Genomic DNA, 21,565 nt, shown 5'->3' with positions numbered 1-21,565 from the left:
TCGTCCTTTCAGCGTCGGTCCACCAGCGATGCTCAGCTAATCGCAGACAGCTGGCGCGTCCGCTCATCCGGCTCGAACATCGTTCGCCCGCCCGCTGCGGCCTTCGCCTCGTCCTGAAGCACGTCCCAGTGCTCGGCGAGCCTGTTGTTCTCGACACGGAAGATGTCGACCACAACCTGCGGCGAGGGAGCCCAACCGCGGATGCGACCATGAATCGCGACATAATTGCCCTCGGCGATCATCATCCCGGGCTCGTAGAAGACTTCCTCCGTCAGCTCCGAGACGAGCTTCTCAAGCGCTGCGCGCCCCTGCGGGATGCTGGGGTTATGCTGGACATAATCGGGTGCGTAGAGCCGCGCGACCGCCGACGCGTCGCGCTGCTGGAAGAGCGCGGTCATTGCCTCGAGCACCAGCGCCTTGTTGCGCTCGGGACGATCATCGCCGGGAAGGTCGGCCGGTCTGGTGACCTCGATCGAACCCTCCATCCTCAAGAAATTCCCATCCGGCAACGTCACGAACGAGTGCACCACCCCGCGATCAAAATCCTGCACATTCGTGACCGTGGCACCGCTCTCCTCTGCCCAGCTCACCAGGAAGATGCCGTTGCCCAGCGGCCGTACCTGGATGGAGACGGTTTCCTTGTGCGCGAATGGCCCCTCGGCGATGTCGAACGACATCTGCGTGAGTGAGTGAAGCTTCAGGCTGACCTTGAAGTCGGGATAGGTGACATTCATCTCCTGTCCGACCGGAAAACCGGCGACCGACATTGTCATTCTCCTTGATTGCGCCGTTGCAGCCTCGCCAGGTTCGACAAAGGAACCGGAGCAGGAGGTATGAAGTCCCATCGTGAACAGCGGCAGGTCGCCAGCACGCCGGTGATCCGCATGGTGCGCATCGACCCGGTCTCCCGATCGAAACGCGCCCGGTTGGCAGCGCCTGAAGCCAAAGATTGAGCCGGTAGCGCTCCGCCGTCGGGACTGCGGGGATGGCAGGGCCGACGAGGAATAAGGCCTGGGGCCACGCATCCGGCCGGCTCCGCCATCCGGCCTTCTCAGCCCGCCGCCGGGACCGGCGTATTCAGCAGCTGCTGTTCCCACATATAGGCGACGCCGCTGCCGCCGACATGGTCGATCATGACCTGCGTCAGCGGGCCGGCCGTGTCGACGCGCGCCCAATCGCGCTGCCATTCCGCGGCCAGCGCCAGCCACGTCATCATGTTGATGCCGGCCGCGATCATCCGCTGGATGGCGACCTCGTGCGCCTCGACCGAGGTGCCCCCCGATGCGTCGGTGATCACCGTCACGTCCCAGCCTTCCCCCGCTGCCTGGATGGCCGGCATGGCGACGCAGATCTCCGTCCAGAGCCCGGCGATGATCAGCTGCTTGCGGCCGGTCGCCTTCACAGCATCGACGACCGCCTTGTCCTCCCACGTGTTGATGAACGTACGGTCGATCACCTCCTGGCCGGGGAAGACGTCGGTGACGTGCTTGAAGATCAGGCCGCCGCGGGCCGCTATGACGCTCGTCAAGATCGTCGGAACGCCGAAGACTTTGGCGGTCTTGGCGAGAGCGGTCGTATTGTTCACGACCGCTTGGGGATCGTGACTGTTCAGGTTCGCTAGCTGATAGGGCTGGTGATCAATGAGCACGAGCACCGAGTCTTCGGGGCGAAGAAGTGAGTCGAGGCCGTTGCGGAAGGTCATGTCGGTTCCTTTGCTGCCGTAATCGGTTTACGGGAGACACCAGGACTGGGCATCACCCCCGGAGGGTGTGCCATCGCCTTTTCCGACGCGGTAGCTCCACATCATGCTATGCTGTGTTGCGCATCTGGGAACACGGCATGGATATTGAAGAACTGCGTACGTTCGTAGAGGTCGCGGATGCAGGCGGTGTAACTGCCGCGGCGCTGCGACTGGGGGTGTCGAAGTCGATAGTCAGCCGGCGGCTGGCGCGGCTTGAGGCAGATCTGGGTATCCAGCTCCTTGCGCGCACGACACGGGGCGCAGCGCTGACGGAAGCCGGGATAACATTCCGGGATCACGCTGCAAAGGTTTGCGGCGAAATCGACATAGCGCGTGAAACGATCCTCCCGGCCGGTGCGCTACGAGGGCGCTTCAGGATCGCGGCTCCCCTAACCTTTGGACCGACCCACTTCGCGTCTGTCATCGCGGAGTTGGCGCTGCGTAATCCCGAATTGCAGGTTCAGACATGCTATTCGGACCGGTTCGTTGACCTCATCGCAGATGGGTTCGACTGCGCCATCCGCGTAGGCCATCTGAGCGACTCCAGCATGATGGCCAGACTGGTGGGCTGGACGACGGCCAAATATGTCGCCGCGCCCGGATACATAGAGAAGCATGGCTCGCCGCAAACGCCGGAAGAGTTTGTTACTCACCAGGTCGTCATGCAGGGCACCGAGAGTTGGCTGGCGAAGGACGGCGACAAGGTCGTCCTGATGAAACCGCAGGGACGATATAAAGCCGACAATGCGGTCGCGCTTGTCGCCGCGGCGCTCGCAGGCATTGGTCTCGCCGGGCTGCCCGAGGCGCTGATCACCGAACATCTCGCATCGGGTGCCCTCGTAGAGGTGATGCCGCGCTATCCGCTGCCCGAACTGGGCATATATGTGATCCGGCCGCCGGGGCAGCACCCTGCCCGCAAGATCCGCGCGCTCACGGAGATGCTGATCGAGTGCTTCGGCGAGTCCGCCTTGAACACACAATGAACGCGTTGACCAACGACTAGCGTTCCGCGTCGCGCAACACAGTACCACCAAAGGCAGCACTACCTGAGCGCCAGCGGGACGAGACATCGAGGAGACCGACGCCCGTCCGCGTGCGGGAGCACCGTTCGGATGGGAGCGCGTCGTTGCGTGATCTGCGTTCCCGAGCAGGACGCATCACGCATCCTGCAATGAGCTTTTTCGCGTGATCGACTGTCACCTCGACATGCTCAAGAGGCCAATCTTGTTGGCGTGCGAACCAGCGAACAGTCATGGCCGTGCATTCCGCAAGCGCCGCGGTCATCAGGTCGAAGGGGCTCGGCCCGAGCCGGCCGCCGCCCATGGCGACGGGCTCGTCCCCGATAAGCACATGCTCAAACCCGCCTTTGTAGCGCCTTTTGTATCCACTTTCCCCACCTAGGTAGTCGAAACCTTCCACTCGAACCCATCACGTCGCAACTATGCCCGTGCGAATGCGGGAGGTGCCGTGTAGCGGCAGTCCGAGTGATGATCCAGAGTGTCCTGGCCCGTAGCTCACCTCCACGCTGAAGACTGGCTTACGATTCGGCGACTCGGCTCCGGTCGATTGCCCGCCGAAGGAGGGGAGAATGACTGAGAGCAAATTTCTGACGCCGGACGAGGTGGCCGAACGCTACCGCGGAGGAATCTCCGTTGGAACGTTGCGAAATTGGCGCGCGATGAGGGTGGGACCTTCGTATATAAAGATCGGCAAGGCCGTCTTATACCCAATCGATGAGCTCGATGCGTGGGACGAGAAGAACAGGGTGCAGTGCCGTGCGTCAAAGCGACTCGCGGAGCAGCGTAGTGATCGCGCGTGATGATCACGGATGGGGATTGAAAGCCGATCCCAATTGCCGGCACCACCACAAGATCGCCAAATGATTTATCCAACGATATCAAATAGATAAATCATCGGCAAGGATGGCGCATAACCACCCCAGTGGCGACCCGACGCCGTCGCGCGCCGACATCGAGATGACCAAGCTGATTATCGAGACGGCCAAACCGCTCGGCATTGCTGTCCACGATCACATCATCATCGGCAAGAAAGGCCACGCCAGCATGAAGGGCCTGCTGCTGATCTGAGGCCCGATCTGAACATGCACCGGCATCTCGTCGATAGCATCCGGTGCTGGCTTCAGCATGTTCGGAAGACATTCGATCAATCGGCCCGGCCGATTTCGGTCGCTTGATGCGCCACATTCCTCCATTCCCCATTTTCATGAACGTATACGCGAAGGTGCCGGGCTCTCTTCACTACGGAAGATCCCCCGCTTGTTCTGTACGCATTGTGATAACGTCCAACGACAACGGCGACATTGCAGTAGATCGTCGCTTTGTTTTCGTCGATGACGAAGGTGGAAAACAGCGCGCGTTGACCCCTGCGGCCTGCGATGAATTGCGATTTGTTGCGAGCGCCACCAGAGCTTTCGACATGAGAATAGTCGTCGGCAGTGATCTCTTCCAGAAACTCCACGTCTTTGCGAAGCAATGCGTCGATGCGCATGGAATCTAGCTCGAGAACTTCCCTCTCGGCTACCTCGCTGTTCACGCATTGCTGACTCACCGGCTGGGCGACCGCAAGCGATATTGGCAGGCATAGCGAAGCGATGGCCGCTGAGGCACGAAGGTTCCGAGCCAATTGACATCTCCCTCTTATGTTTGGCGAGGTTCATGGGACTGTTGCGGGAACTCTACCCCGGCCACCGGCGGCCGAAGCGCGTGAGCATTCGGATGCAGCCACGCGCGTGAGCGCGACCGAAAGAACCTGCCCGCCGGGGTCGCCACGTCGCCCGTTCGTCAGGAACCATAGGTTGCCGTCGCTTCCCTCGAGTACATGACGAACACGCCCAAACTCGCCGGCGTAGTGTGCCGTTGCTTCGGGATTGCCCGCGGCGTCAATTGTCACCGACCACAGCCGCTGCCCTGTCAGACCTGCAACGAAGAAGGTGCCGTCAACGTAGGCGAGCCCGCTTGGACCCATTTCCTGCGTATACCACTGCATGACAGGGTCTATGTAAGCAGGGTTGCCTCCCCTGCCTTCGATGACCGGCCACCCGTAATTTCCCCCCGGCTCAACGCGGTTGAGTTCGTCCCATCCATCATCCCCAAAATCGGTCGCCCACAGCTGTCCCCTGTCATCCCACGCCAGTCCTTGAGAATTGCGGTGTCCGAGAGAGTAGACGAGAGAGCCTCTCACAGGGTTATCCGTTGGGACGCCGCCGGTAGGCGTCATGCGGAGGATCTTGCCAGCAAGTGAGTTTGGATCCTGCGAGAGGTCGGGATTTCTCGTCTCGCCCACCGTGGCATAGAGCATCCCGTCGGGACCAAACTCGATGCGCCCGCCGTTGTGACCGCGCCCTCCGGGCAATCCGTCAAGGATGGGTTGCACTTCACCGAGCGCGCCTTCGCTGTACGCCATCCGCACGATGCGATTGCCCGAAATCGTGCTGTGGTAAGCGTAGAGCCAGACGTTCGCGCTTTCTGTGAGCACCGCAAGTCCAAGCATCCCGCCATCGCCTCGGGCTACGACGTCGGGCACGGTGCCGACTGACCGTGGCGTTTCGCCAAGCCGAAACGCCACGATCTCCCCAGTACCACGCTGACTGACGAGTACCTCGCTGCCGACGCGCACGGCGGACCAGGGTATGTTGAGCCCCGAAGCGATCTCGATGGGGGTGGCCGCGGGCATTACGCACGATGTCGGCGAGCCCACTGAGCGAAACGACTGGGCGTGAACGCCGGAGGAGATCGGCAGCGATATGGAGCCGAGCATGGTGAATGCGAGAGCGATCATCGAGGCCCGAACCACGGCGATTTCTACACCGCGCCCGTCCGTTCCCGGCGCCTTATCCCGCATATGGCCAGCACTGGCTCTTCGATCAAAATCCCGACTCTCCATAGACGCTCTCCATTGAAAAGCTGTAGGTCGACCACGCGCCAATCACATCACGTCGCCGTCTCCAGGCGGGACGAAGTCGTTCCAGCCTTGCGCTCCCGGAGCGCATCCAAGCTCCAGACACCCGGCCCGGCGGCGGAAATGTAGAGAAACAGGAAGCAGTACAGCATCGCTGCTTCGCCGTGGTTGAGTACCGGGAAGAAACCATTCGAGCTGTGCACGATGAAGTATGCGAAGGCCATGGATCCCGAAAGCAGGAAGGCAACCGGGCGGGCGAAGAGGCCAAATACTAATAGAAGGCCGCCAACCACTTCGAGAACTCCGGCCGTGAACAGCAACGGGTTGAGAGGATATTCAAAGGGTGCAGGCCAGCTGAAGAGCTTCATGGTGCCATGGGTGAAGAATGATCCTGCTGCAAAAATGCGCAAGACACTCAGAATATGAGGTGCAAAGTTTCGGATGTAGGGTATCTGCAGAGCGGGCATGTTTGCCTCCAAGGTAACTAGACGGATTGCGAGTTGGGTTAGAACAAGTGCTCAACGGCTCTCCTTCGTCAGAGCACGTCGTCTATGCGTATCGGCAGTTTTCGTATGCGTTTGCCTGTTGCGTGATAGATGGCATTAGCGATTGCGGGTGCTGTTCCGAGCATCACCAGCTCGCCCATTCCCTTCACGCCGACCGAGTTGATCCTGGGATCAGGCTTATCTATCAGCCCGACATCCACCTCACCGATATCGGCGTTCACCGCCATCACGTAGTCGGCGAGATCGTCATTTAGGTAACCGGCAAAGCGCGGATCGACCTCCGACTCTTCCCGAAGCGCTGTGCTGAACCCCCAGACGACACCGCCGTACATCTGGCCCTTCGCGGTCCTTGGGCTAACGACCCGCCCTACGTCCGCGATGCTGACCGCGCGCGGCATACGGATCCGCCGGGTCGTCGCATCGATGTGAATCTCCACGAACTGCGCGATATAGCTCATGGACGTGAAGCCGGGGTAATCGGGCCCTGTGCCTGCACGGCCGCCGGTGCGGTAGGCCTCGATGGCCGACGCGTCTTGACCTGGCGCCAGCTCTGAAACCTTGACCTCGATATAGGGGCGCTTCAGGCGCGCGAGCTGTTGGTGCAAATTGCCGGCTGGCGGATTGGCCCCGGCGAGTTCGGCAAACCTGGTGCGTAGGGCCTCCACCGCCTTTGCGGCCGTTGGGACACAGCTGGCCGTCCCGCGCTCGCCGACCGTGGCGAGCTGTGGGCCCAACGTAGTGTCGCCGAGCAGGACTTCCAGACGATCGGGGTTGATGTCGAGACCCTGGATGATGACGTTAGCAATCGCAGTCAGTATTCCTTGGCCCATCTCGTGTCCGGAGCTGATCATGCGTGTTGTGCCATCGGCCCTGACCCTGAGCGTTGCCTCGCTCGCAGACATCGACGCACCGAAGGTGCCGCACGCCACTCCAAGGCCGACCAACGTCCCGTCGGCCAGCCGCATAGATCCCGGTTCAGGAAGACGCCTGCTCCAGCCGAAGCGGCTGGCCCCCTCTCTCAGGCAGTCGTTCAGAAAATGCGGCGATAGAGGCTGGCCAGCGACGATGTCGTTCTTAGCCTCGTGTTCAAGGCGAAGCTCGACGGGGTCCTTGCTAAGCTTGTAGGCCATTTCATCGATCACGCTTTCCAATGCAAAGCCGGCCGGAAAGGGATGCGTGCCCCTAGTGTGACGCGGCATCTGACGATCGATGTGGATGTCGCCTGCAGTCGCCCGAAAGTTCTCGATCGCATACAAGCGGGCGATATCTTCATGGTAGCCGGTCGAGCGAAAGCCGCCGTCCGGAATGTTTTCTTGCACCACGTCGTAAATGATGGCCTGCAGACGTCCTTCCGCGTTGGCAGCAAGTCGGATGCTGTGGACACTGCGCGGCCGATAGTTGGCTATATGGAAGAGTTGCCCGCGAGGGGTCACCAGCTTTACCGGGCGCCGTATCAACCGTGCCGCGTGTGCGACCAGGAACGTCTGTATTTTTGGAGGAGATTTTTGCCCGAACCCACCACCGACTTGTCCTGATTTCACTGCGATCTGATCGGGTGAAAGCTCGAATGCTTTCATTAGCGCCGCCTTGACGGCGTCAAGATTTTGACATCCCTCGTATACCGTCAGTCGCCCATCAGTCCATTCCGCAACGGTGCCGAACAACTCCATGGCGTTGTGATGCTGGGTTGGCGTCTCGAAGACGCCCTCAACGATTGTGGCTGCGTTTTGGAATGCCCTGTCGACGTCGCCTGTGTTGAATCCCTCGGCATCTACGCGTTGCGCACCAGGGCTTGTCATCAACGGAATATATGGCGCCGTCTCGTAAACCGCCGTCACCGCTTCGGCGCCTTCGATCGCCGCCTCGACGGTCTCGGCAACTACCAGCGCAATGGGCTGGCCCCGATACGATATCTCTGCACGAAGTGCCGGGAAATCTCCTATGCCCAGCACCTGGACAACGCCGGGGGTTTCCATGGCAGGCGCTACATCGAGGGCACTTACCTTGCCTTTCGCGACAGTCGCAGGCACCAGCATGGCATATAGCATTCCGGGCAGCTTAACGTCGGCACCGTACTGCGCCCGGCCGAGAACTTTGTCTCTCGCATCGACACGTGCAATTTCCAAGAAGGCTTGCGTAGGCATTACGCCCTCCTTTCAGCGGCGATGATCAGCGCATCGGCGATAACTCTCGCGCCGAGTTCGATCTTGAATGCATTGTGCTGACCGCCGCGGGCGTCGGCGAAAGCCGCCCTTCCGGCCCGAAGGGCAAGTTCAGGTGTGAGTGGTGAACCAGCAACAATGGCTTCGGCGGCGCGGGATCGCCAAGGTGCGGTCGCGACGCCGCCGAGCGCAATGCGGGCGGTGCGGACGGTGGCGCCATCCATCTCGAGTGCCACCGCGGCGGAGGCCAATGCGAAGGCGTAACTCTCGCGGTCGCGGATTTTATGATAGGTCGATGCATGGCCGGCAGGCGTCTTCCGGACGGTGATCGCCGTCACCAGTTCGCCCGGATGAAGATTGAACTCGCGGTGGGGCGTATCACCTGGAAGGCGGTAGAATTCAGCAATCGGAAGGGTACGCGGACCCTCGGGCCCGAGCATCTCGATCGTCGCGTCCATCGCCATCAGCGCGACCGGCCAGTCGCCAGGCGCCACCGCGGTGCAAGCCTCACTTGTGCCAAGAACAGCATGAGTGCGATCGAGCCCGCCGATGGCCGAGCAACCGGAGCCAGGCTCGCGCTTGTTGCAAGGATAAACGCCAACCATCGAGGTCGATCCCGCACCGTTGCGAAAGTACATGCAGCGGGTGCGTTGCAGAAGGTTGCCGCCCACCGTGGCCATGTTCCGCAACTGCTGTGACGCAGCCTTGAGCAGACTTTCAGAAAGCACGGGATACTGGTCGCGCACGACCGGCGTGTAGGCTACATCGGTCATCAGAGCGCGGCCGCCGAAGCGCAGAACGTCGCCGTCTGTTTCGATCGCGTCCATGCCGTCGATTCGGCTGACGTCGATCAGATGAGCCGGGTGCTCGATCCCGAGCTTCATCAGGTCGTACAGATTGGTGCCACCCGCGATATATCGCGCCGATCCTTCGGCCTCCGCAAAACGTGCCACGGCGGCTTCGGCAGAGCGGGCAACAGTGTAGCTCAACGCCCTCATCCGTCAGCCCTCCATGACCTTGGCTGCTTGCTGGACGGCCGCGAGAATCCCGACATAGGCGCCGCACCGACAGATGTTCCCACTCATGAACTCGCGGATTGCATCTGGACTGGTCGCGTGCCCTCCAGTCACGCAGGCGACCGCGGACATGATCTGTCCTGGCGTGCAATACCCACATTGAAGCGCATCATTGTCTATGAAGGCCTGCTGCATTGGGTGAAGGTCCGCGCCTTCGGCGAGGCCCTCGATCGTGGTGACCTGCCGTCCATCGATCTTGGCCGCCAGCGTGAGACAGGACGAGACAGGCCGGCCATCCAGATGAACCGTGCAAGCCCCACATTGTCCGTGATCGCAGCCCTTCTTGGTCCCGGTCAGCTCTCGCCGTTCACGCAGCAAATCGAGGAGAGAAGCGCGGGAATCGATCTCAAGGATCACCGGCCGGCCGTTCACGTTCGCCGAGACTTGAACCGTTTGGCCTGTTTCGGTACGCGCGAACTGTTGTTGTGCTTGGGCTCGTTGCTCGAGCGGCAAGATGCTTGCAGCAGCAGCCCCAGCTCCGCTAGCGAGCACAACGCGACGCGTGACGCCGCAGGTCTGTGTAGTCTCGGACCGTTCGTCTTCCATTGTCGGGCATCCCTTTTCGCGCTTCCAAGTTGGAGCCGTGATTGTGCCTGCGAACTTTGCGCCGAAGGTCGGACCGTTGTGCGTGTTCGCCGCCGCATTGACCAAGCGTACGAGCGCTAGCACTCGTGCCACACTGGCAGGCTCTGACAATCTTTAGCATCATTGTCAGAGCCTGACAATTGTCGTATGTTCACAAAACTGAGAAGGGTTTGGAATGGTCAAGAGGGCAGAAAATGCGCGCGAGCGGTTCGAGGCCGCCGCATACAGTCTTTTCAGGCAGCAGGGCTACGCTGCAACGACTGTTCCAGAAATTGCTGCGGAAGCCGGGCTAACGGAGCGGACGTTCTACCGCTACTTCACCGACAAGCGAGAAGTCATGTTCTGGCGAGCCGGTGATCACCAGGTCACGATAGCAAACGAAATAGGGAGAGCCCGCGCCGGCGTGCATCCACTGACAGTGGTGGCTCGCGCCTTTGACTCGGTCGCTCCCTTCATCGACGGCCACCGCGCCATCGTAAAGCTGCGCCAGCGTCTGATATTCACGCATGGCGACCTGCAGGAGCGGGAACTGATGAAGCTGCATAAGCTCGCTTCCGCAATCGATCTGGCTCTGCAGCAGCGGGGTATCCGGCCCTCGTTTTCGCGCGCAGTAGCAGAGATAGGCGCGGCAATCTGGAAAGTTGCGCTGGAGAACTGGCATGCCGACGAAACAGAGAAGCCCTTTCCAAGTCACGTGCAGGCGGCTCTTACCGAGTTTCAGGCAGGCCTGCGCCAAGTCGCAGGCTAGGACGCAGATTTGCCGGACGATCCAAGGGACTGTTAAGAAGGGAAGGGCCTGGCGCTGATCTGACGCCCGATCTGAACACGCACCGGCATCTCGTCGAAAACATCCGGGTTGCGCTCAGACTACGGCGTCATGACACGCCAGACATCGAAGCGCGTGCCGCGAGAGCACGGCCTCCGACCGCGATGGCGAGCGCGACGACGATCAGTATCGTCGCGACCGCGAACGTGATCCGCATACCGGCGGCAACGGCCTCTGGGCGCGCCGTCATGATGTCGGTCGTCGCTGAGGCAACCGCGAACACGGCGCCCATGACGGATGCGCCAGTAATGAGCCCAAGATTGCGCGACAAATTGAGCAAGCCGGAAATGACGCCCCGCTGGTCCGCGCGGATATCTGACATGACAGCGGTGTTGTTGGCGGTTTGGAACAGCGCATAGCCTGATGTGATGATTGCGATCGGGGCGATATAGCCAGGGAGCGTTGCCGGCATTATGGACAGAATGAAACAACCTGCCGCTGTCGCGACCAGCCCAATGACGGTCATCCGCCCAGCGCCAAAACGGTCCGCTATGCGACCAGCTGGCACACCGGTCAGCGCGGCGACAAGCGGACCGACCGACATGACGATGCCAACGAGAGCAGCATCGAGCCCAAGCGCACGAGACAGGTAGAACGGCCCGACCACCAGCGTCGCCATCATCACCGTCGCAACGAGCGCGCTCATGGCCAGGCTTGCACTCAGCGTCGCATTGCGGAACGCTGCCAATCGGATCAAGGGCGACGCCACTCTCGCCTCCACAAGCACAAAGAGGCCGGCTCCGAAAACGGCCGCTGCCAATAGCGCCATGTTGAGCAGACCAAAATTGCCACGCCCGACCGTCATCGCGAGCGCGTAGGCGCCAAGCGCCAAGGCAAACAGCAGCGTGCCCACAACATCGAAGCCGGCCCGATCCGTCTTCGGCTCCCGGCGATCAGCCGGCAGATAGCGGTAGGCGAGAACAAAAGCCAGCAAACCCAGTGGCATGTTGACGAGGAAGATCGCCCGCCAACCGGCTCCGGCAATCAGAAGGCCGCCGAGCGATGGACCGAGAGCGGTGCCGATCGCCGACATCGTTCCGAGCAGCCCCATGGCGCTGCCGGTCCTTGCCTTCGGAACAATCTCACCGACAAAAGCCATGGTCAGGGTCATCATGATAGCCGCCCCTACTCCCTGCACCGCCCTGGCGGCAATCAGCAGCCAGAGCGTCGGCGCGACGCCACACAGGACCGAGGCCGTCGTGAACAGGAAGAGCCCGGCCAGCAGCAGCCGCCGGCCGCCGATAAGGTCACCGAGCCGCCCGACGCTGACGATCGTGGTGGTGATGGCGAGGAGATAGGCCAGCACGATCCACTGGACTTCCTGAAACGAGGCATTGAACGCCTCCGCCAACGTCGGCAAGGCGACATTGGCGATGCTGATGCCGAGCGAGGACAGCAACATGGACAGCGAAAGGCTGGCGAGCGCCCATCGAACCGAAGGTGCCCGTTCCGCATCTTCGGCGACTGCTCGTTCTGCATCGATTGGCTTCAACATGAACTCCGTTCTTTCAGCGACTCCCGAAACGGAGCTGGCAGACACGTAGTCCCTTGCTATATGTGGCGGAAGACGCACCATTCGCACTAAATCATTGCGTTTGACGCTATGTCAGATCGTGCCGGCCATGCTACGTTCCGTTGATGTCGCATCCCGACCTCAATCTGCTTGTCACCCTTGATGTGCTGCTAACGGAAGGCAGCGTTGCGCGCGCCGCCAAGAGGTTGCGGCTGAGCCCATCGGCGATGAGCCGCGCGCTGGCGCGATTGCGGGAGACGACCGGCGATCCGCTGCTGGTCAGGGCCGGGCGCGCCCTCGTCCCCACACCCCGGGCCCTCGAGCTCCGCGAGCGCGTCGGTCAGCTTGTGCAGGACGCCGAAGCCGTTCTGCGTCCAGTTGCGACGCTCGACCTGAAACGGCTCGTGCGAACCTTCACGCTTAGAAACAGGGATGGCTTTGTCGAGAATTTCGGGCCGGATCTCATTGCGCGCGTCAGCGAACAGGCACCGGGCGTGAAGCTGCGTTTTGTGCTGAAGCCGGACAAGGACAACACGCCCCTGCGCGACGGCAGCGTAGATCTTGAAACGGGCGTCGTCGGAAAGGCCACAGGACCGGAGGTGCGCGCGCAAGCGCTGTTCCGTGATCGCTTCGTCGGCGTCGTGCGGATGGGGCATCCACTATGCGAGATCTCGATCACCCCTGCCCGCTATGCAGCCGGCCGGCATATCCTCGTCTCCCGTCGCGGGCTCGACAGGGGACCGATCGACGACGCCGTTGAGCCGTTAGGATTGAAACGGGAGATCGTGACGGTCGTCGGCGGTTTTTCGGAAGCTCTGGCCCTGGCACGCGCCTCGGACCTGATCGCCAGCGTTCCCGAGCGCTATACGGGAAACCTGCGCGACGGAATGTTCTCTTTCCCTCTGCCGGTCCCCTTGCCGGAAATCACGGTTTCACTTTTGTGGCACCCGCGGCTGGATGCCGATCCGGCGCACCGCTGGCTGCGCGGGTGCGTTCGAGACGTTTGCGCCGAATAGATCACAGACCCACCGGCGCGCAGCGCCAACCTGACGACTAATCCAGTGCTGCGATGCAAATTGAAATAATTTCAAAAAGGCGCGGTATAGAGGACGAAATTCCACAAACTCGAAACGCAGGCCGCTGACCCCGCGAAAATCCGGCACAATTGGAACAGAATTCTATTGAGGATACGGCGATCGCTTGTTAGCGTTGAAGCGCTTCAATTGGGTCGAACACAGTGCAGCGCAAGCGCCCCACCATAGCTGATGTCGCACATGCGGCCGGCGTTTCCATCGGCACGGTGTCGAACTTCATCAACGATACAGCGGTCGTCAAAGACACCACGCGCGAACGCATCCAAAAAGCCATCTCCGATCTGATGTACCGGCCAAGCGCGTTTGCGCGCTCGCTGCCGGGTCATGCTCCACGCAGGCCGAGGGATCTCGAGGGATTGCCACGGCTGCTGGTCGTCGGCCGTGTAAGCGTCGATTTTCTCTGCCGCGTCGATGTTCTGCCGCATCGCGACGACCGCATCACCGCCAGGCACATCGAAAAGGCTCTGGGCGGCCCCGCCGCCAATCTGGCCGTTGCCGCCGCAGGCATCGGCGCACCGTTTGCCCTGGATGTCGAACTGGCGACGGCCGTCGGCGACGACCCCGAAAGCGATTGGGCATTGGCAGAGCTTTCGAAGCTCGGTGTCCACGCCCTGCCGATCCGGCGCACATTCAACAATCGGCTGTCGCAGGCGATCGTCATCATCGAACTCAACGGCAGCCGGACGATCATCAGCGAACCGTTCGAACTCAGCGAATTCGATCTCACCGCTAATATGGATGTTCAAGCCGAGGCCCGCCCAGCCTGTCTTCACATCGAAGGTTTTCACTATGAGAGCATGATCGGTTCCATCGATCGCTTCCATCAGGCGGGCTGGAAAGTGAGCCTGCATTCGGCTGGCCTGCCCCGGAGTTCGAGAACCCCTGACGCCTTTGTCGAAATGGTCAAACGAGTCGATCTGACCTTCATCAACGATGTCATGCTGCGCGAAATTTTCGATCTCCGTACGCCGTTGGCGACAATGATCCAGCAGATCCGCGACACCCTCGTCCGGATTAAGCAACGCGGCACTGTCGTGCTGACGCTTGGCGAGTTCGGGGCGGTCGTCTTTCCCAGAAGCGGCGGACCGCAGATCGAGGTTCCGGCGCTCCCCGTCGACAGGGTCGATGCTACGGGTGCCGGAGACAGCTTCGCCGGCATCTTTCTCGGCCTGTGGCTGCATGGGGCCTCGCTTGAGGAGGCGGCGCGATACGCTGCGATCGGTGGCAGCCTGACAACAACCGCCGAAGGCGCGCAGGGGCATGTTGCGAATTTCGAGGAACTGAACGCCGCGCTCACGCCGAACAAGACCATGGCCGCCGATAAGGCCATCGACCACACCGCACCCGACACGAACAGCGAACGGATCAGCGCAAAGCACAGGCGGCGCGGACAGGAGATCGTACAATGAGCAAGACAAAAGTCCTTCTGGTTGGAGAAAGCTGGGTCAGCGCGGCAACGCACTACAAGGGCTTCGATCAATTCGGCAGCGTGACGTTTCATTTGGGCGCCGAACCGCTGGTCAAGGCGCTGAAGGACAGCGAATTCGAACTCGACTACATGCCGGCCCATGAAGCGGTGGAAAAGCTGCCGTTCACCATCGAAGGCCTCTCCCAGTATGATGCGATCGTTCTCTCCGACATCGGTGCCAATTCGTTGCTGCTGCATCCGGACGTCTGGCTGCACGGCAAGACGGTGCCGAACCGGTTGAAACTGTTGCGGGACTGGACGAGTGCGGGCGGCGGCCTGGTCATGGTCGGCGGCTATTTCAGTTTCCAGGGCATCGACGGCAAGGCCCGCTGGCACCGCACGGCCGTGGAAGAAGCGCTGCCCGTAACCTGTCTTCCAAACGACGACCGCCTCGAGATACCGGAAGGATTTCGCCCTTCGATCACCGGCTCGAAGGATCACCCGATCCTTGCCGGCATCGAGGGCGATTGGCCGCTCCTTCTCGGCGCCAACGAAGTCGTCGCAAAGGATCGCGACGACATCGAGGTGCTGGCGTCATTACCGCGGGATCAGGGTGGTCACCCCCTGCTCGTGACTGGGCGCTACGGCAAGGGGCGCACGGTGGCCTGGACCTCCGACATCGGCCCGCACTGGCTACCGAACAGTTTTGTCGAATGGCCGGGCTATGCGCGCCTTTGGAAGAACGTGCTGAGTTGGGTGAGCAAGGCAGCCTAACAACCAACCTTCGGAAATTATCGCCATGACCGCTCCTTTTCTCGTTGCCAAAGGGATAGCCAAGCGTTTCGGCGCGCTGACCGCGCTGTCCGACGTCGACCTGGAAATCCGACCTGGAGAAGTGCTGGCCCTCTTGGGTGACAATGGTGCGGGCAAGTCGACCTTCATCAAGATCCTGGCAGGCGCGCATCCCCCAAGCGAAGGCGAGCTTGTCATCGAGGGCATGCCGGTTGCATTTTCCTCGCCGAAGGATGCGGCATCGTCGGGGATTGCGACGATCTTCCAGGAACTGGCGCTTTCCGAAAATCTGTCGATTTCGGAAAACGTTTTTCTTGGCCGCGAGCTCAACCGCTCTGTTCTCGGCATTCCGTTTCTCCGCCGCACGGAAATGCAGCGGCGCGTCGATAGCCTGCTTAGGGAACTCGACGCGCATATTTCCGATCCGGAAGCCCCGGTCGGCAGCCTCTCGGGCGGTCAGCGTCAGGCTGTCGCCATTTGCCGCGCGCTCAATCTGAACGCCAAGCTGGTGATCATGGACGAGCCGACAGCCGCACTGGCCGTGGCCGAAACACGCAAAGTTCTGGCTCTGACGCGGCGTCTTGCGGAGCGTGGCTGCGCCGTCGTGCTCATTAGCCACAACATCTCAGAGGTCTTCGAGGTTGCCGACCGAATCGTCGTGTTCAGGCGCGGCCGAAAAGTCGCCGAACGGCAGCGTACTGAGACCAATCCCGAAGAAGTCGTTTCGTTCATAACAGGCGCTCATCCCGGCGTGCGGGCGCTTGAAAAAACAAACTAGAAGATGCGCGTCAATTCCAGAGAGGTTCAAATCATGCTTAAGCACATCAGGAAAGCTCTTGTAGTCTCGGCGCTGTCTCTCGCGGTTTCGAGCGCCGCCTTTGCACAGGATAAGCCAAAAGTAGCCTTCGTCCCGCAATTGATCGGCATTCCCTATTTCAACGCCATGGAAGCTGGCGGCAACCGCGCTGCGAAGGAGCTCGGCGTCGATTTCATCTACAGCGGCCCCGTCGACACCAATCCGGTCGACCAGTTGCAGATCGTGCAGAACCTTATCGATCAAGGCGTCAACGCGATCTCGGTCAGCGTTCTCGATGCCTCCAGCATCGCCCCCGTCGTCGACGCCGCCAAGGCCAAGGGCATCAAGCTGTTCACCAGCGACAGCGATGCGCCCGACAGTGGCCGTGCGGTTTACGTCGCCCAGGCAACGGACGAGGGTCTGGGTGCCACCATCGTAGACGAACTGGTCAAGCGTGTCGGCGAAGACGCCAAGATCGGCATCGTTTCCGGCGAAGCAACGGCGTCCAATCTGAACGCCTGGATCGGCTTCATGCAGAAGCAGGCATCGGCGAAATACCCGAAGCTGCAGCTTCTAGAGCCCCAATATGCCGGCGGCACGGCAGAGCGCGCCGCCCAGATTTCCGGCGACCTTATGGCTGCCAATCCCGACCTCAAGGCCATCATCGCAGTTGCGTCCACAACATGCCCAGGCGTCGCGCAGGCTATCGAAACCGCCGGCAAGATCGGCACCGTGGTCGGCGCGGGCTATTGCAGCCCCAACACCGCCCGCTCCTACCTCAAGAGCGGCGCCTTCGGCTTCACCGTTCTATGGGACCCGGCACAGCTCGGCTATCTTACGGTCTGGGCCGGAAAGCAGTTGATCGACGGAAAGCCATTCGAAGCGGAAAACAAGGTTCCGGGGTTCGACAATCCCGTCACCTACGACGCTACGAAGGGCGTTCTGCTGCTCGGCCCGCCGGCTGTGTTTACGGCTGAAAACGTCGATAAATTCGATTTCTGAGCCGGATACGATGCGACGGTTCAGGGACGGTGTTTTCTCATTGAACGGGCGCGAGTGGTCCCTGCTCGCCGCCTGCATCTTGGCGATCATCGTCTTTTCTGTCGCGTCACCCCATTACGCCACATTTGGCAATGCCGGGACGGTCTTGCGCAACAGTATCGAGCTGCTCCTGGTTGGCCTGGGAATGATGCTGCTCCTCGCCATGGGCGGTATCGACGTATCCGTCGGCGTCGTCATGGGCCTTGCGGCAATCTGGGTTGGCCGGGCGCTTGGAGCCGATGTCGACCCGGTGCTCACAGCGCTTGTCGGCCCGCTCACAGGTGCGCTGCTCGGCCTTGTGACGGCCGCCGTCATTGTGCTTGGCCGTGTACCGGCCATTGTCGGGACGCTTGGCCTTCTCGGCGTCTACCGGACGGCAATCTTCGTCCTGCTTGGCGGCCAATGGCTTTCCGGTCTGCCGACCGGGCTGACGATCCTGCTTGGAACGACCATTCTCGGCCTGCCAGTCGCCGCCTACGTGATCGCCTTCGCCTATCTTGCCGTCTGGATTGCTCTGCGGCGAACGCCGTTTGGCTTGCATCTCCTTGCTATCGGCAACTCGGAGGAAAAGGCACGCCTGTCCGGCATTCCAGTCACGAAGGTCAGATTTGCGACCTTCATCGTCAGCGGCGCCCTCACCGGCCTCGCCGCCACCTTTTATGTCGCCAATTATCGCAACGTCGAAATGACCGTCGGCAGCACCTTGGCGCTCGATGCCATCGCGGCTGTGGTTCTCGGAGGAACCAGCATACTGGGAGGAAAATGCAGCCTCGTCGGCACCGTCCTCGGTGTCCTGCTGCTGAGGATCCTCCAGAATGGGCTACTGCTGACAGGGGTTCCCTCACTGTGGCAACCGGTGGTGACCGGAGGACTGCTGATCGGCGTGCTCGGTTTCGAGGTCCTTTCCAATCGCCTGTCCCTTTCCCAGTTTAGATGGGCCAGCAAATGAACCGCATTCGCAATCTGCAGGGTCCGGCGCTTGTCCTCACCCTTCTGGCGCTTTTGTGGGTCATCGTTGTCTTCGTCCTGCTGATCTTGAAGCCATCCGTGTTCAGCCCGGCAACCGTTACGACGATCCTGCAGTTTTCAACCATACTGGCGCTCGTCTCTCTGGGGCAGGCAATCGTCGTCATGGCCGGCGGAGCGGGCATCGATCTCTCCGTCGGCGGCATTGTCTCGCTTTCGGCAATATTCGGCATGCTTGCTCTCAAGGCGGGCCTGCCGTCGTTTCTGCTGCCGGCAGCCTGTGTTTTCGCCGGGGCCGTTCTGGGTGCCTTCAATGGCGTTCTCGTAACGAAACTCTCCATCTTGCCGCTTATCGCAACGCTGGGCACGTTCTTTGTCTACTCGGGCCTTGCCCTGGCTCTAACCGGAGGGGCGGCACAATCGGGCGTGCCGAGTTGGCTGCTGGCCTGGGGGCGCGGCGTCTTCTCGAGCATTCCGGTTCCCTTCCTCACCATCGCAATTCCTGTCTTTGCCATCGCCGGGACCGTGTTGATGTGGACGGCCTGGGGCCGCTGGATCTATGCGATGGGATTTAATGAGCGGTCAGCGCGTCTGGTCGGCATTCCGGTCGATCGTGCACGGCTCATCCTGTACGGCTTAAGCGGCACACTTTCGGGCGCCGCGGCACTGATCTCGCTGGCTTGGCTCGGAAGCGGCCGGCCCAATATCGGGCAGAATCTCGAACTGGAATCGCTTACCGCCGCAATGCTGGGCGGCATTGCGATCACCGGCGGCCGCGGCGGCGTAGGCGGCGTCTTTGCCGCCGTCATGCTGCTGGTAACGCTCAAGACCGGGCTTTTGCAGCTTAACGTCAACACGGTCTGGCAGCTGGGTATCGTCGGCGCTCTCCTGGTGTTCGTGCTTCTCGCCGATCGACTTTCCCAAAATTGGAGATGATTCATGCCGTCTTTCGAAGACATCATTGCGGAGCGGGTCGAAGCACAAGCCGAACGCATCGTTGGAACACTGAGCGACCTCGTCGCCTTCCCATCCATCGTCAAGTCGAATCCGAAAGATGCCGGCCCGGGCGAAAGGGACTGCCAGCTCTATCTGCAAAAACGGCTGGATAGGCTGGGCTTCACAACGGACCTCTGGGATCCTGACGGCCCGGCGCTTTACGAGAAGTACAAAGGCCGACCCGGGGCCAACAAAGGCCGGACATTCGATGGCAGGCCAAATCTCGGTAGCGTCCTGAAAGGCAAGGGCGGCGGCCGATCGATCATGCTCACTGGTCACATCGATGTCGTGCCGCCGGGAGCGCCCGAGCACTGGACAACCGATCCGTTCCAGCCTGTCCTGAAGGACGGTTTTCTGCATGGCCGTGGGACCGTCGACATGAAGGGCGGCGTTGCCTGCATGCTGATGGCCGTCGAAATCCTGAAGGACCTTCAAATTCCGCTTTCGGGCGACATCGTCTTTACCACGGTGGTCGATGAAGAGATCGGCGGCATGGGATCGCTCGCGATGGTCGATCGCGGCTTTCGCGCCGATGCCGGCATCATGACGGAGCCCACTGCCAACAAGATCGCGCCCTTGTGCCACGGCATCCTCTGGGGGCGGATCGTCATCGACGGCGTCGGCGGCCATGCCGAGCTGACCCCGAATGCCTGGTATTCGAGCGGTCCGGTCGATGCTGTACAATTATGCAGGCAGATGCTCGACGGCATCGACATATTGAACCGCCGCTGGACGTTCGATCCCAAGAAGAACCATCCTCTCATGGACCTGCCGAACCAAATTATCGTGACCCAGCTGAACGCTGGCGAGCACCCCTCCTCCATGGCCGGCAGGGCCGAGATCATCATTGATGCCCAGTACCTTCCGAGCGAAAAAGACGAGTTCGGCCTCGGCGGCAATGTCAAACGCGAAATCGAGGAACATGTCCTGAACATCTGCCAGGCCGATCCCTATCTGCGCCAACATCCCGCCCGCGTCGAATGGATACTCGATGCCGATTGCGCGGAAATCCCGGCCGATAACCCGTTTGTTGCCGTATTCCAAGGCGCGGTCGAAAAAGCGAATCTGTCGCCGGCACTGTCAGGTTTCGGAGCGCATAGCGATATTGGCTTGCCGACGGGCCTGGGAAATACGCCGACCGTCAATTTCGGCCCGGGAGATCCGGCGCAAGCTCATCAACCCAACGAGCGCGTGTCAGTCCGCGATCTCGTCGATTGCACTAAGGCGATCGCACTTGCGGTCGAGCGCTGGTGCCGGTGAACCGCGTTGATCTCGGCGGCGGACCGACCGCCGCCTGCCGTTGCTGATCCGGTCACGGCACCTCGGTATTGCAGGTGCCGGCGATCTGTGCGACGGCCTCGCTGAACCCGGCAAGGTCGAAGTCGGCCTCGCCTCGCCCCGACAGCAGCCCGAACCGCCAGGACAGCAGCAGCCGGTCCGCGGAAACCAGCCGCCTGATACCGTCGGCACCATCCCGAACCAGCGTCCTGCGGCGCGGGCCGACCGACCAGCTTTCGTTGACCTTGCTGGCCTTGTCGACGGTCACCGACACGGTGACGGTCCGGCTGGCGGAGACGGCATCGTTCAACTGCAACCATTCGCTCCAGCGCGGTTCGCCATTCGCCCGGCAGGCAATGGTCAGGACCGGACTGTAGCTCAAGGCGCCGCCGCCGGTGATGAGCTTGTTGGTGGCATGCAGCGAGGCCGTGACCAGACCACCGCTGCCGGTGTCGAACCGCCAATTGTCGAGAGCGCTGCTTGCCTGGGCGATGCCGCAGGCCGAGGCGAGGAGGAAGGCTGCTACGACCGCGCCTCCGGTACCGACGAATAGCTTCAACGATGCCTCCAACAACCCTGCACTTTGCAACAACACAACCCCAGATAATGATCAAGATCTCGTATCGCCAGCCGCCACCCGCCGCTTGGGCACGAATCTGCCGCTACCGCATCCGCACGAAAATCAGAATCGATTCTCGAACAGCCCGATGCCAAGAAAATAAGAGTTCAGAGTGTACTTTGTGCGTCCAAGTGGCCGCACGTCGCTCTAAGATCACAACGAAAAAGGCGGCATTGAGGGCGTCCTTTCACAATTCGGCGGAATGCCGTGTTGTTCGGCGCTCTCAGCAGGTTTTTTCTTCGCCGCAG

Annotated in this window: 22 protein-coding genes and 1 pseudogene; 12 read left to right on the top strand and 11 right to left on the bottom strand. The window is 61.2% G+C overall.

Annotation, left to right across the window (positions count from 1 at the left end; translation table 11 throughout):
* Positions 1–32 precede the first annotated feature (32 nt).
* Together ABID19_RS13825 and ABID19_RS13820 are read right to left on the bottom strand one after the other, a co-directional pair.
* Positions 33–767: a nuclear transport factor 2 family protein gene (locus tag ABID19_RS13825; protein ID WP_234843589.1), complete on the bottom strand. Its 735-nt coding sequence runs from the start codon at positions 765–767 to the stop codon at positions 33–35.
* A gap of 284 nt (positions 768–1,051) precedes the next feature.
* Positions 1,052–1,702, bottom strand: a complete 651-nt coding sequence (locus ABID19_RS13820) for a hydrolase (RefSeq protein WP_127670118.1) — start codon at positions 1,700–1,702, stop codon at positions 1,052–1,054.
* Between the two features lie 137 nt (positions 1,703–1,839).
* Between ABID19_RS13820 and ABID19_RS13815 the strand changes: the two genes are divergently transcribed.
* Positions 1,840–2,724, top strand: a complete 885-nt coding sequence (locus tag ABID19_RS13815; RefSeq protein WP_354491231.1) for a LysR family transcriptional regulator — start codon at positions 1,840–1,842, stop codon at positions 2,722–2,724.
* A 16-nt stretch (positions 2,725–2,740) separates the two neighbouring features.
* On the opposite strand, the gene ABID19_RS13810 is transcribed toward ABID19_RS13815, so the two are convergent.
* Positions 2,741–3,064, bottom strand: a complete 324-nt coding sequence (locus ABID19_RS13810) for an OsmC family protein (RefSeq protein ID WP_354491618.1) — start codon at positions 3,062–3,064, stop codon at positions 2,741–2,743.
* 265 nt (positions 3,065–3,329) lie between these two features.
* On the opposite strand from ABID19_RS13810, the gene ABID19_RS13805 reads away from it, so the two are divergent.
* Together ABID19_RS13805 and ABID19_RS13800 are read left to right on the top strand one after the other, a co-directional pair.
* Positions 3,330–3,560 carry a helix-turn-helix transcriptional regulator gene (locus tag ABID19_RS13805; protein ID WP_127670121.1) on the top strand — a complete coding sequence of 77 codons (231 nt, stop codon included), beginning with the start codon at positions 3,330–3,332 and terminating at the stop codon, positions 3,558–3,560.
* A 106-nt stretch (positions 3,561–3,666) separates the two neighbouring features.
* Positions 3,667–3,828, top strand: a pseudogene (locus ABID19_RS13800) (JAB domain-containing protein); the annotation flags it as partial.
* A gap of 76 nt (positions 3,829–3,904) precedes the next feature.
* On the opposite strand, the gene ABID19_RS13795 reads toward ABID19_RS13800, so the two are convergent.
* From ABID19_RS13795 to ABID19_RS13770, 6 genes are all read right to left on the bottom strand, one after another.
* Positions 3,905–4,294, bottom strand: a complete 390-nt coding sequence (locus ABID19_RS13795) for a nuclear transport factor 2 family protein (RefSeq protein WP_435528727.1) — start codon at positions 4,292–4,294, stop codon at positions 3,905–3,907.
* Positions 4,295–4,414: 120 nt separating this feature from the next.
* Complete coding sequence (locus ABID19_RS13790; RefSeq protein WP_354491227.1) at positions 4,415–5,644, bottom strand: PQQ-dependent sugar dehydrogenase; 1,230 nt, start codon at positions 5,642–5,644, stop codon at positions 4,415–4,417.
* Positions 5,645–5,691: 47 nt separating this feature from the next.
* Positions 5,692–6,126, bottom strand: coding sequence for a DoxX family protein (locus ABID19_RS13785; RefSeq protein ID WP_354491225.1), 435 nt, complete (start codon positions 6,124–6,126; stop codon positions 5,692–5,694).
* Positions 6,127–6,194: 68 nt separating this feature from the next.
* A complete protein-coding gene (locus tag ABID19_RS13780) occupies positions 6,195–8,309 on the bottom strand; it encodes a xanthine dehydrogenase family protein molybdopterin-binding subunit (protein ID WP_354491223.1) in 2,115 nt (704 codons plus the stop codon).
* Positions 8,309–9,325: an FAD binding domain-containing protein gene (locus ABID19_RS13775; protein WP_354491221.1), complete on the bottom strand. Its 1,017-nt coding sequence runs from the start codon at positions 9,323–9,325 to the stop codon at positions 8,309–8,311. The genes ABID19_RS13780 and ABID19_RS13775 overlap by 1 nt, the downstream gene beginning before the upstream one ends.
* Positions 9,326–9,328: 3 nt before the next feature.
* A complete protein-coding gene (locus tag ABID19_RS13770) occupies positions 9,329–9,949 on the bottom strand; it encodes a (2Fe-2S)-binding protein (protein ID WP_354491219.1) in 621 nt (206 codons plus the stop codon).
* Between the two features lie 214 nt (positions 9,950–10,163).
* Here ABID19_RS13770 and ABID19_RS13765 point away from each other — a divergent pair, with 214 nt between their 5' ends.
* Positions 10,164–10,736 (top strand): TetR/AcrR family transcriptional regulator, encoded by a 573-nt coding sequence (locus tag ABID19_RS13765; protein ID WP_354491217.1) that lies wholly within the window; start codon positions 10,164–10,166, stop codon positions 10,734–10,736.
* Positions 10,737–10,863: 127 nt separating this feature from the next.
* Here ABID19_RS13765 and ABID19_RS13760 read toward each other — a convergent pair whose 3' ends face one another.
* Positions 10,864–12,306 carry an MFS transporter gene (locus tag ABID19_RS13760; protein ID WP_435528726.1) on the bottom strand — a complete coding sequence of 481 codons (1,443 nt, stop codon included), beginning with the start codon at positions 12,304–12,306 and terminating at the stop codon, positions 10,864–10,866.
* Positions 12,307–12,452: 146 nt separating this feature from the next.
* Between ABID19_RS13760 and ABID19_RS13755 the strand changes: the two genes are divergently transcribed.
* The 8 genes from ABID19_RS13755 (at position 12,453) to ABID19_RS13720 (ending at position 20,680) form a co-directional block, all read left to right on the top strand.
* A complete protein-coding gene (locus ABID19_RS13755) occupies positions 12,453–13,343 on the top strand; it encodes a LysR family transcriptional regulator (RefSeq protein WP_354491214.1) in 891 nt (296 codons plus the stop codon).
* A gap of 221 nt (positions 13,344–13,564) precedes the next feature.
* Positions 13,565–14,830 carry a carbohydrate kinase family protein gene (locus tag ABID19_RS13750; protein ID WP_354491212.1) on the top strand — a complete coding sequence of 422 codons (1,266 nt, stop codon included), beginning with the start codon at positions 13,565–13,567 and terminating at the stop codon, positions 14,828–14,830.
* Positions 14,827–15,603 (top strand): glutamine amidotransferase, encoded by a 777-nt coding sequence (locus ABID19_RS13745; RefSeq protein WP_354491211.1) that lies wholly within the window; start codon positions 14,827–14,829, stop codon positions 15,601–15,603. Before ABID19_RS13750 ends, ABID19_RS13745 begins: the two co-directional genes overlap by 4 nt.
* A 25-nt stretch (positions 15,604–15,628) precedes the next feature.
* Positions 15,629–16,399 carry an ATP-binding cassette domain-containing protein gene (locus tag ABID19_RS13740; RefSeq protein WP_354491210.1) on the top strand — a complete coding sequence of 257 codons (771 nt, stop codon included), beginning with the start codon at positions 15,629–15,631 and terminating at the stop codon, positions 16,397–16,399.
* Between the two features lie 33 nt (positions 16,400–16,432).
* Positions 16,433–17,419, top strand: coding sequence for an autoinducer 2 ABC transporter substrate-binding protein (locus tag ABID19_RS13735; protein WP_354491208.1), 987 nt, complete (start codon positions 16,433–16,435; stop codon positions 17,417–17,419).
* 10 nt (positions 17,420–17,429) lie between these two features.
* The gene (locus ABID19_RS13730) at positions 17,430–18,407 is read left to right on the top strand and encodes an ABC transporter permease (protein WP_354491206.1); all 978 of its coding nucleotides are present in this window, start codon (positions 17,430–17,432) and stop codon (positions 18,405–18,407) included.
* Positions 18,404–19,360 carry an ABC transporter permease gene (locus ABID19_RS13725; RefSeq protein WP_354491204.1) on the top strand — a complete coding sequence of 319 codons (957 nt, stop codon included), beginning with the start codon at positions 18,404–18,406 and terminating at the stop codon, positions 19,358–19,360. The genes ABID19_RS13730 and ABID19_RS13725 overlap by 4 nt, the downstream gene beginning before the upstream one ends.
* A gap of 3 nt (positions 19,361–19,363) precedes the next feature.
* On the top strand, positions 19,364–20,680 hold the full coding sequence (locus ABID19_RS13720; protein WP_354491202.1) for a M20 family metallopeptidase: 1,317 nt from the start codon (positions 19,364–19,366) through the stop codon (positions 20,678–20,680).
* Between the two features lie 52 nt (positions 20,681–20,732).
* Here ABID19_RS13720 and ABID19_RS13715 read toward each other — a convergent pair whose 3' ends face one another.
* Entirely contained in the window at positions 20,733–21,257 is a 525-nt protein-coding gene (locus ABID19_RS13715; RefSeq protein ID WP_354491200.1) for a hypothetical protein, read from the bottom strand.
* Positions 21,258–21,565 lie beyond the last annotated feature (308 nt).

Origin of the sequence: Mesorhizobium robiniae (assembly GCF_040545535.1) — a bacterium.
Lineage (GTDB): Bacteria > Pseudomonadota > Alphaproteobacteria > Rhizobiales > Rhizobiaceae > Mesorhizobium > Mesorhizobium robiniae.
Note: the sequence above shows the minus strand (reverse complement) of the source record. Positions and strands in the feature narration are given on the sequence as shown.

Excerpts from the sequence above, each read along its gene's own strand:
- ABID19_RS13825 (WP_234843589.1), bottom strand. The coding sequence starts at position 767 with ATGTCGGTCGCCGGTTTTCCGGTCGGACAGGAGATGAATGTCACCTAT.
- ABID19_RS13820 (WP_127670118.1), bottom strand. The coding sequence starts at position 1,702 with ATGACCTTCCGCAACGGCCTCGACTCACTTCTTCGCCCCGAAGACTCG.
- ABID19_RS13815 (WP_354491231.1), top strand. The coding sequence starts at position 1,840 with ATGGATATTGAAGAACTGCGTACGTTCGTAGAGGTCGCGGATGCAGGC.
- ABID19_RS13810 (WP_354491618.1), bottom strand. The coding sequence starts at position 3,064 with ATGGGCGGCGGCCGGCTCGGGCCGAGCCCCTTCGACCTGATGACCGCG.
- ABID19_RS13805 (WP_127670121.1), top strand. The coding sequence starts at position 3,330 with ATGACTGAGAGCAAATTTCTGACGCCGGACGAGGTGGCCGAACGCTAC.
- ABID19_RS13790 (WP_354491227.1), bottom strand. The coding sequence starts at position 5,644 with ATGGAGAGTCGGGATTTTGATCGAAGAGCCAGTGCTGGCCATATGCGG.
- ABID19_RS13785 (WP_354491225.1), bottom strand. The coding sequence starts at position 6,126 with ATGCCCGCTCTGCAGATACCCTACATCCGAAACTTTGCACCTCATATT.
- ABID19_RS13780 (WP_354491223.1), bottom strand. The coding sequence starts at position 8,309 with ATGCCTACGCAAGCCTTCTTGGAAATTGCACGTGTCGATGCGAGAGAC.
- ABID19_RS13775 (WP_354491221.1), bottom strand. The coding sequence starts at position 9,325 with ATGAGGGCGTTGAGCTACACTGTTGCCCGCTCTGCCGAAGCCGCCGTG.
- ABID19_RS13770 (WP_354491219.1), bottom strand. The coding sequence starts at position 9,949 with ATGGAAGACGAACGGTCCGAGACTACACAGACCTGCGGCGTCACGCGT.
- ABID19_RS13765 (WP_354491217.1), top strand. The coding sequence starts at position 10,164 with ATGGTCAAGAGGGCAGAAAATGCGCGCGAGCGGTTCGAGGCCGCCGCA.
- ABID19_RS13755 (WP_354491214.1), top strand. The coding sequence starts at position 12,453 with ATGTCGCATCCCGACCTCAATCTGCTTGTCACCCTTGATGTGCTGCTA.
- ABID19_RS13745 (WP_354491211.1), top strand. The coding sequence starts at position 14,827 with ATGAGCAAGACAAAAGTCCTTCTGGTTGGAGAAAGCTGGGTCAGCGCG.
- ABID19_RS13740 (WP_354491210.1), top strand. The coding sequence starts at position 15,629 with ATGACCGCTCCTTTTCTCGTTGCCAAAGGGATAGCCAAGCGTTTCGGC.
- ABID19_RS13735 (WP_354491208.1), top strand. The coding sequence starts at position 16,433 with ATGCTTAAGCACATCAGGAAAGCTCTTGTAGTCTCGGCGCTGTCTCTC.
- ABID19_RS13730 (WP_354491206.1), top strand. The coding sequence starts at position 17,430 with ATGCGACGGTTCAGGGACGGTGTTTTCTCATTGAACGGGCGCGAGTGG.
- ABID19_RS13725 (WP_354491204.1), top strand. The coding sequence starts at position 18,404 with ATGAACCGCATTCGCAATCTGCAGGGTCCGGCGCTTGTCCTCACCCTT.
- ABID19_RS13720 (WP_354491202.1), top strand. The coding sequence starts at position 19,364 with ATGCCGTCTTTCGAAGACATCATTGCGGAGCGGGTCGAAGCACAAGCC.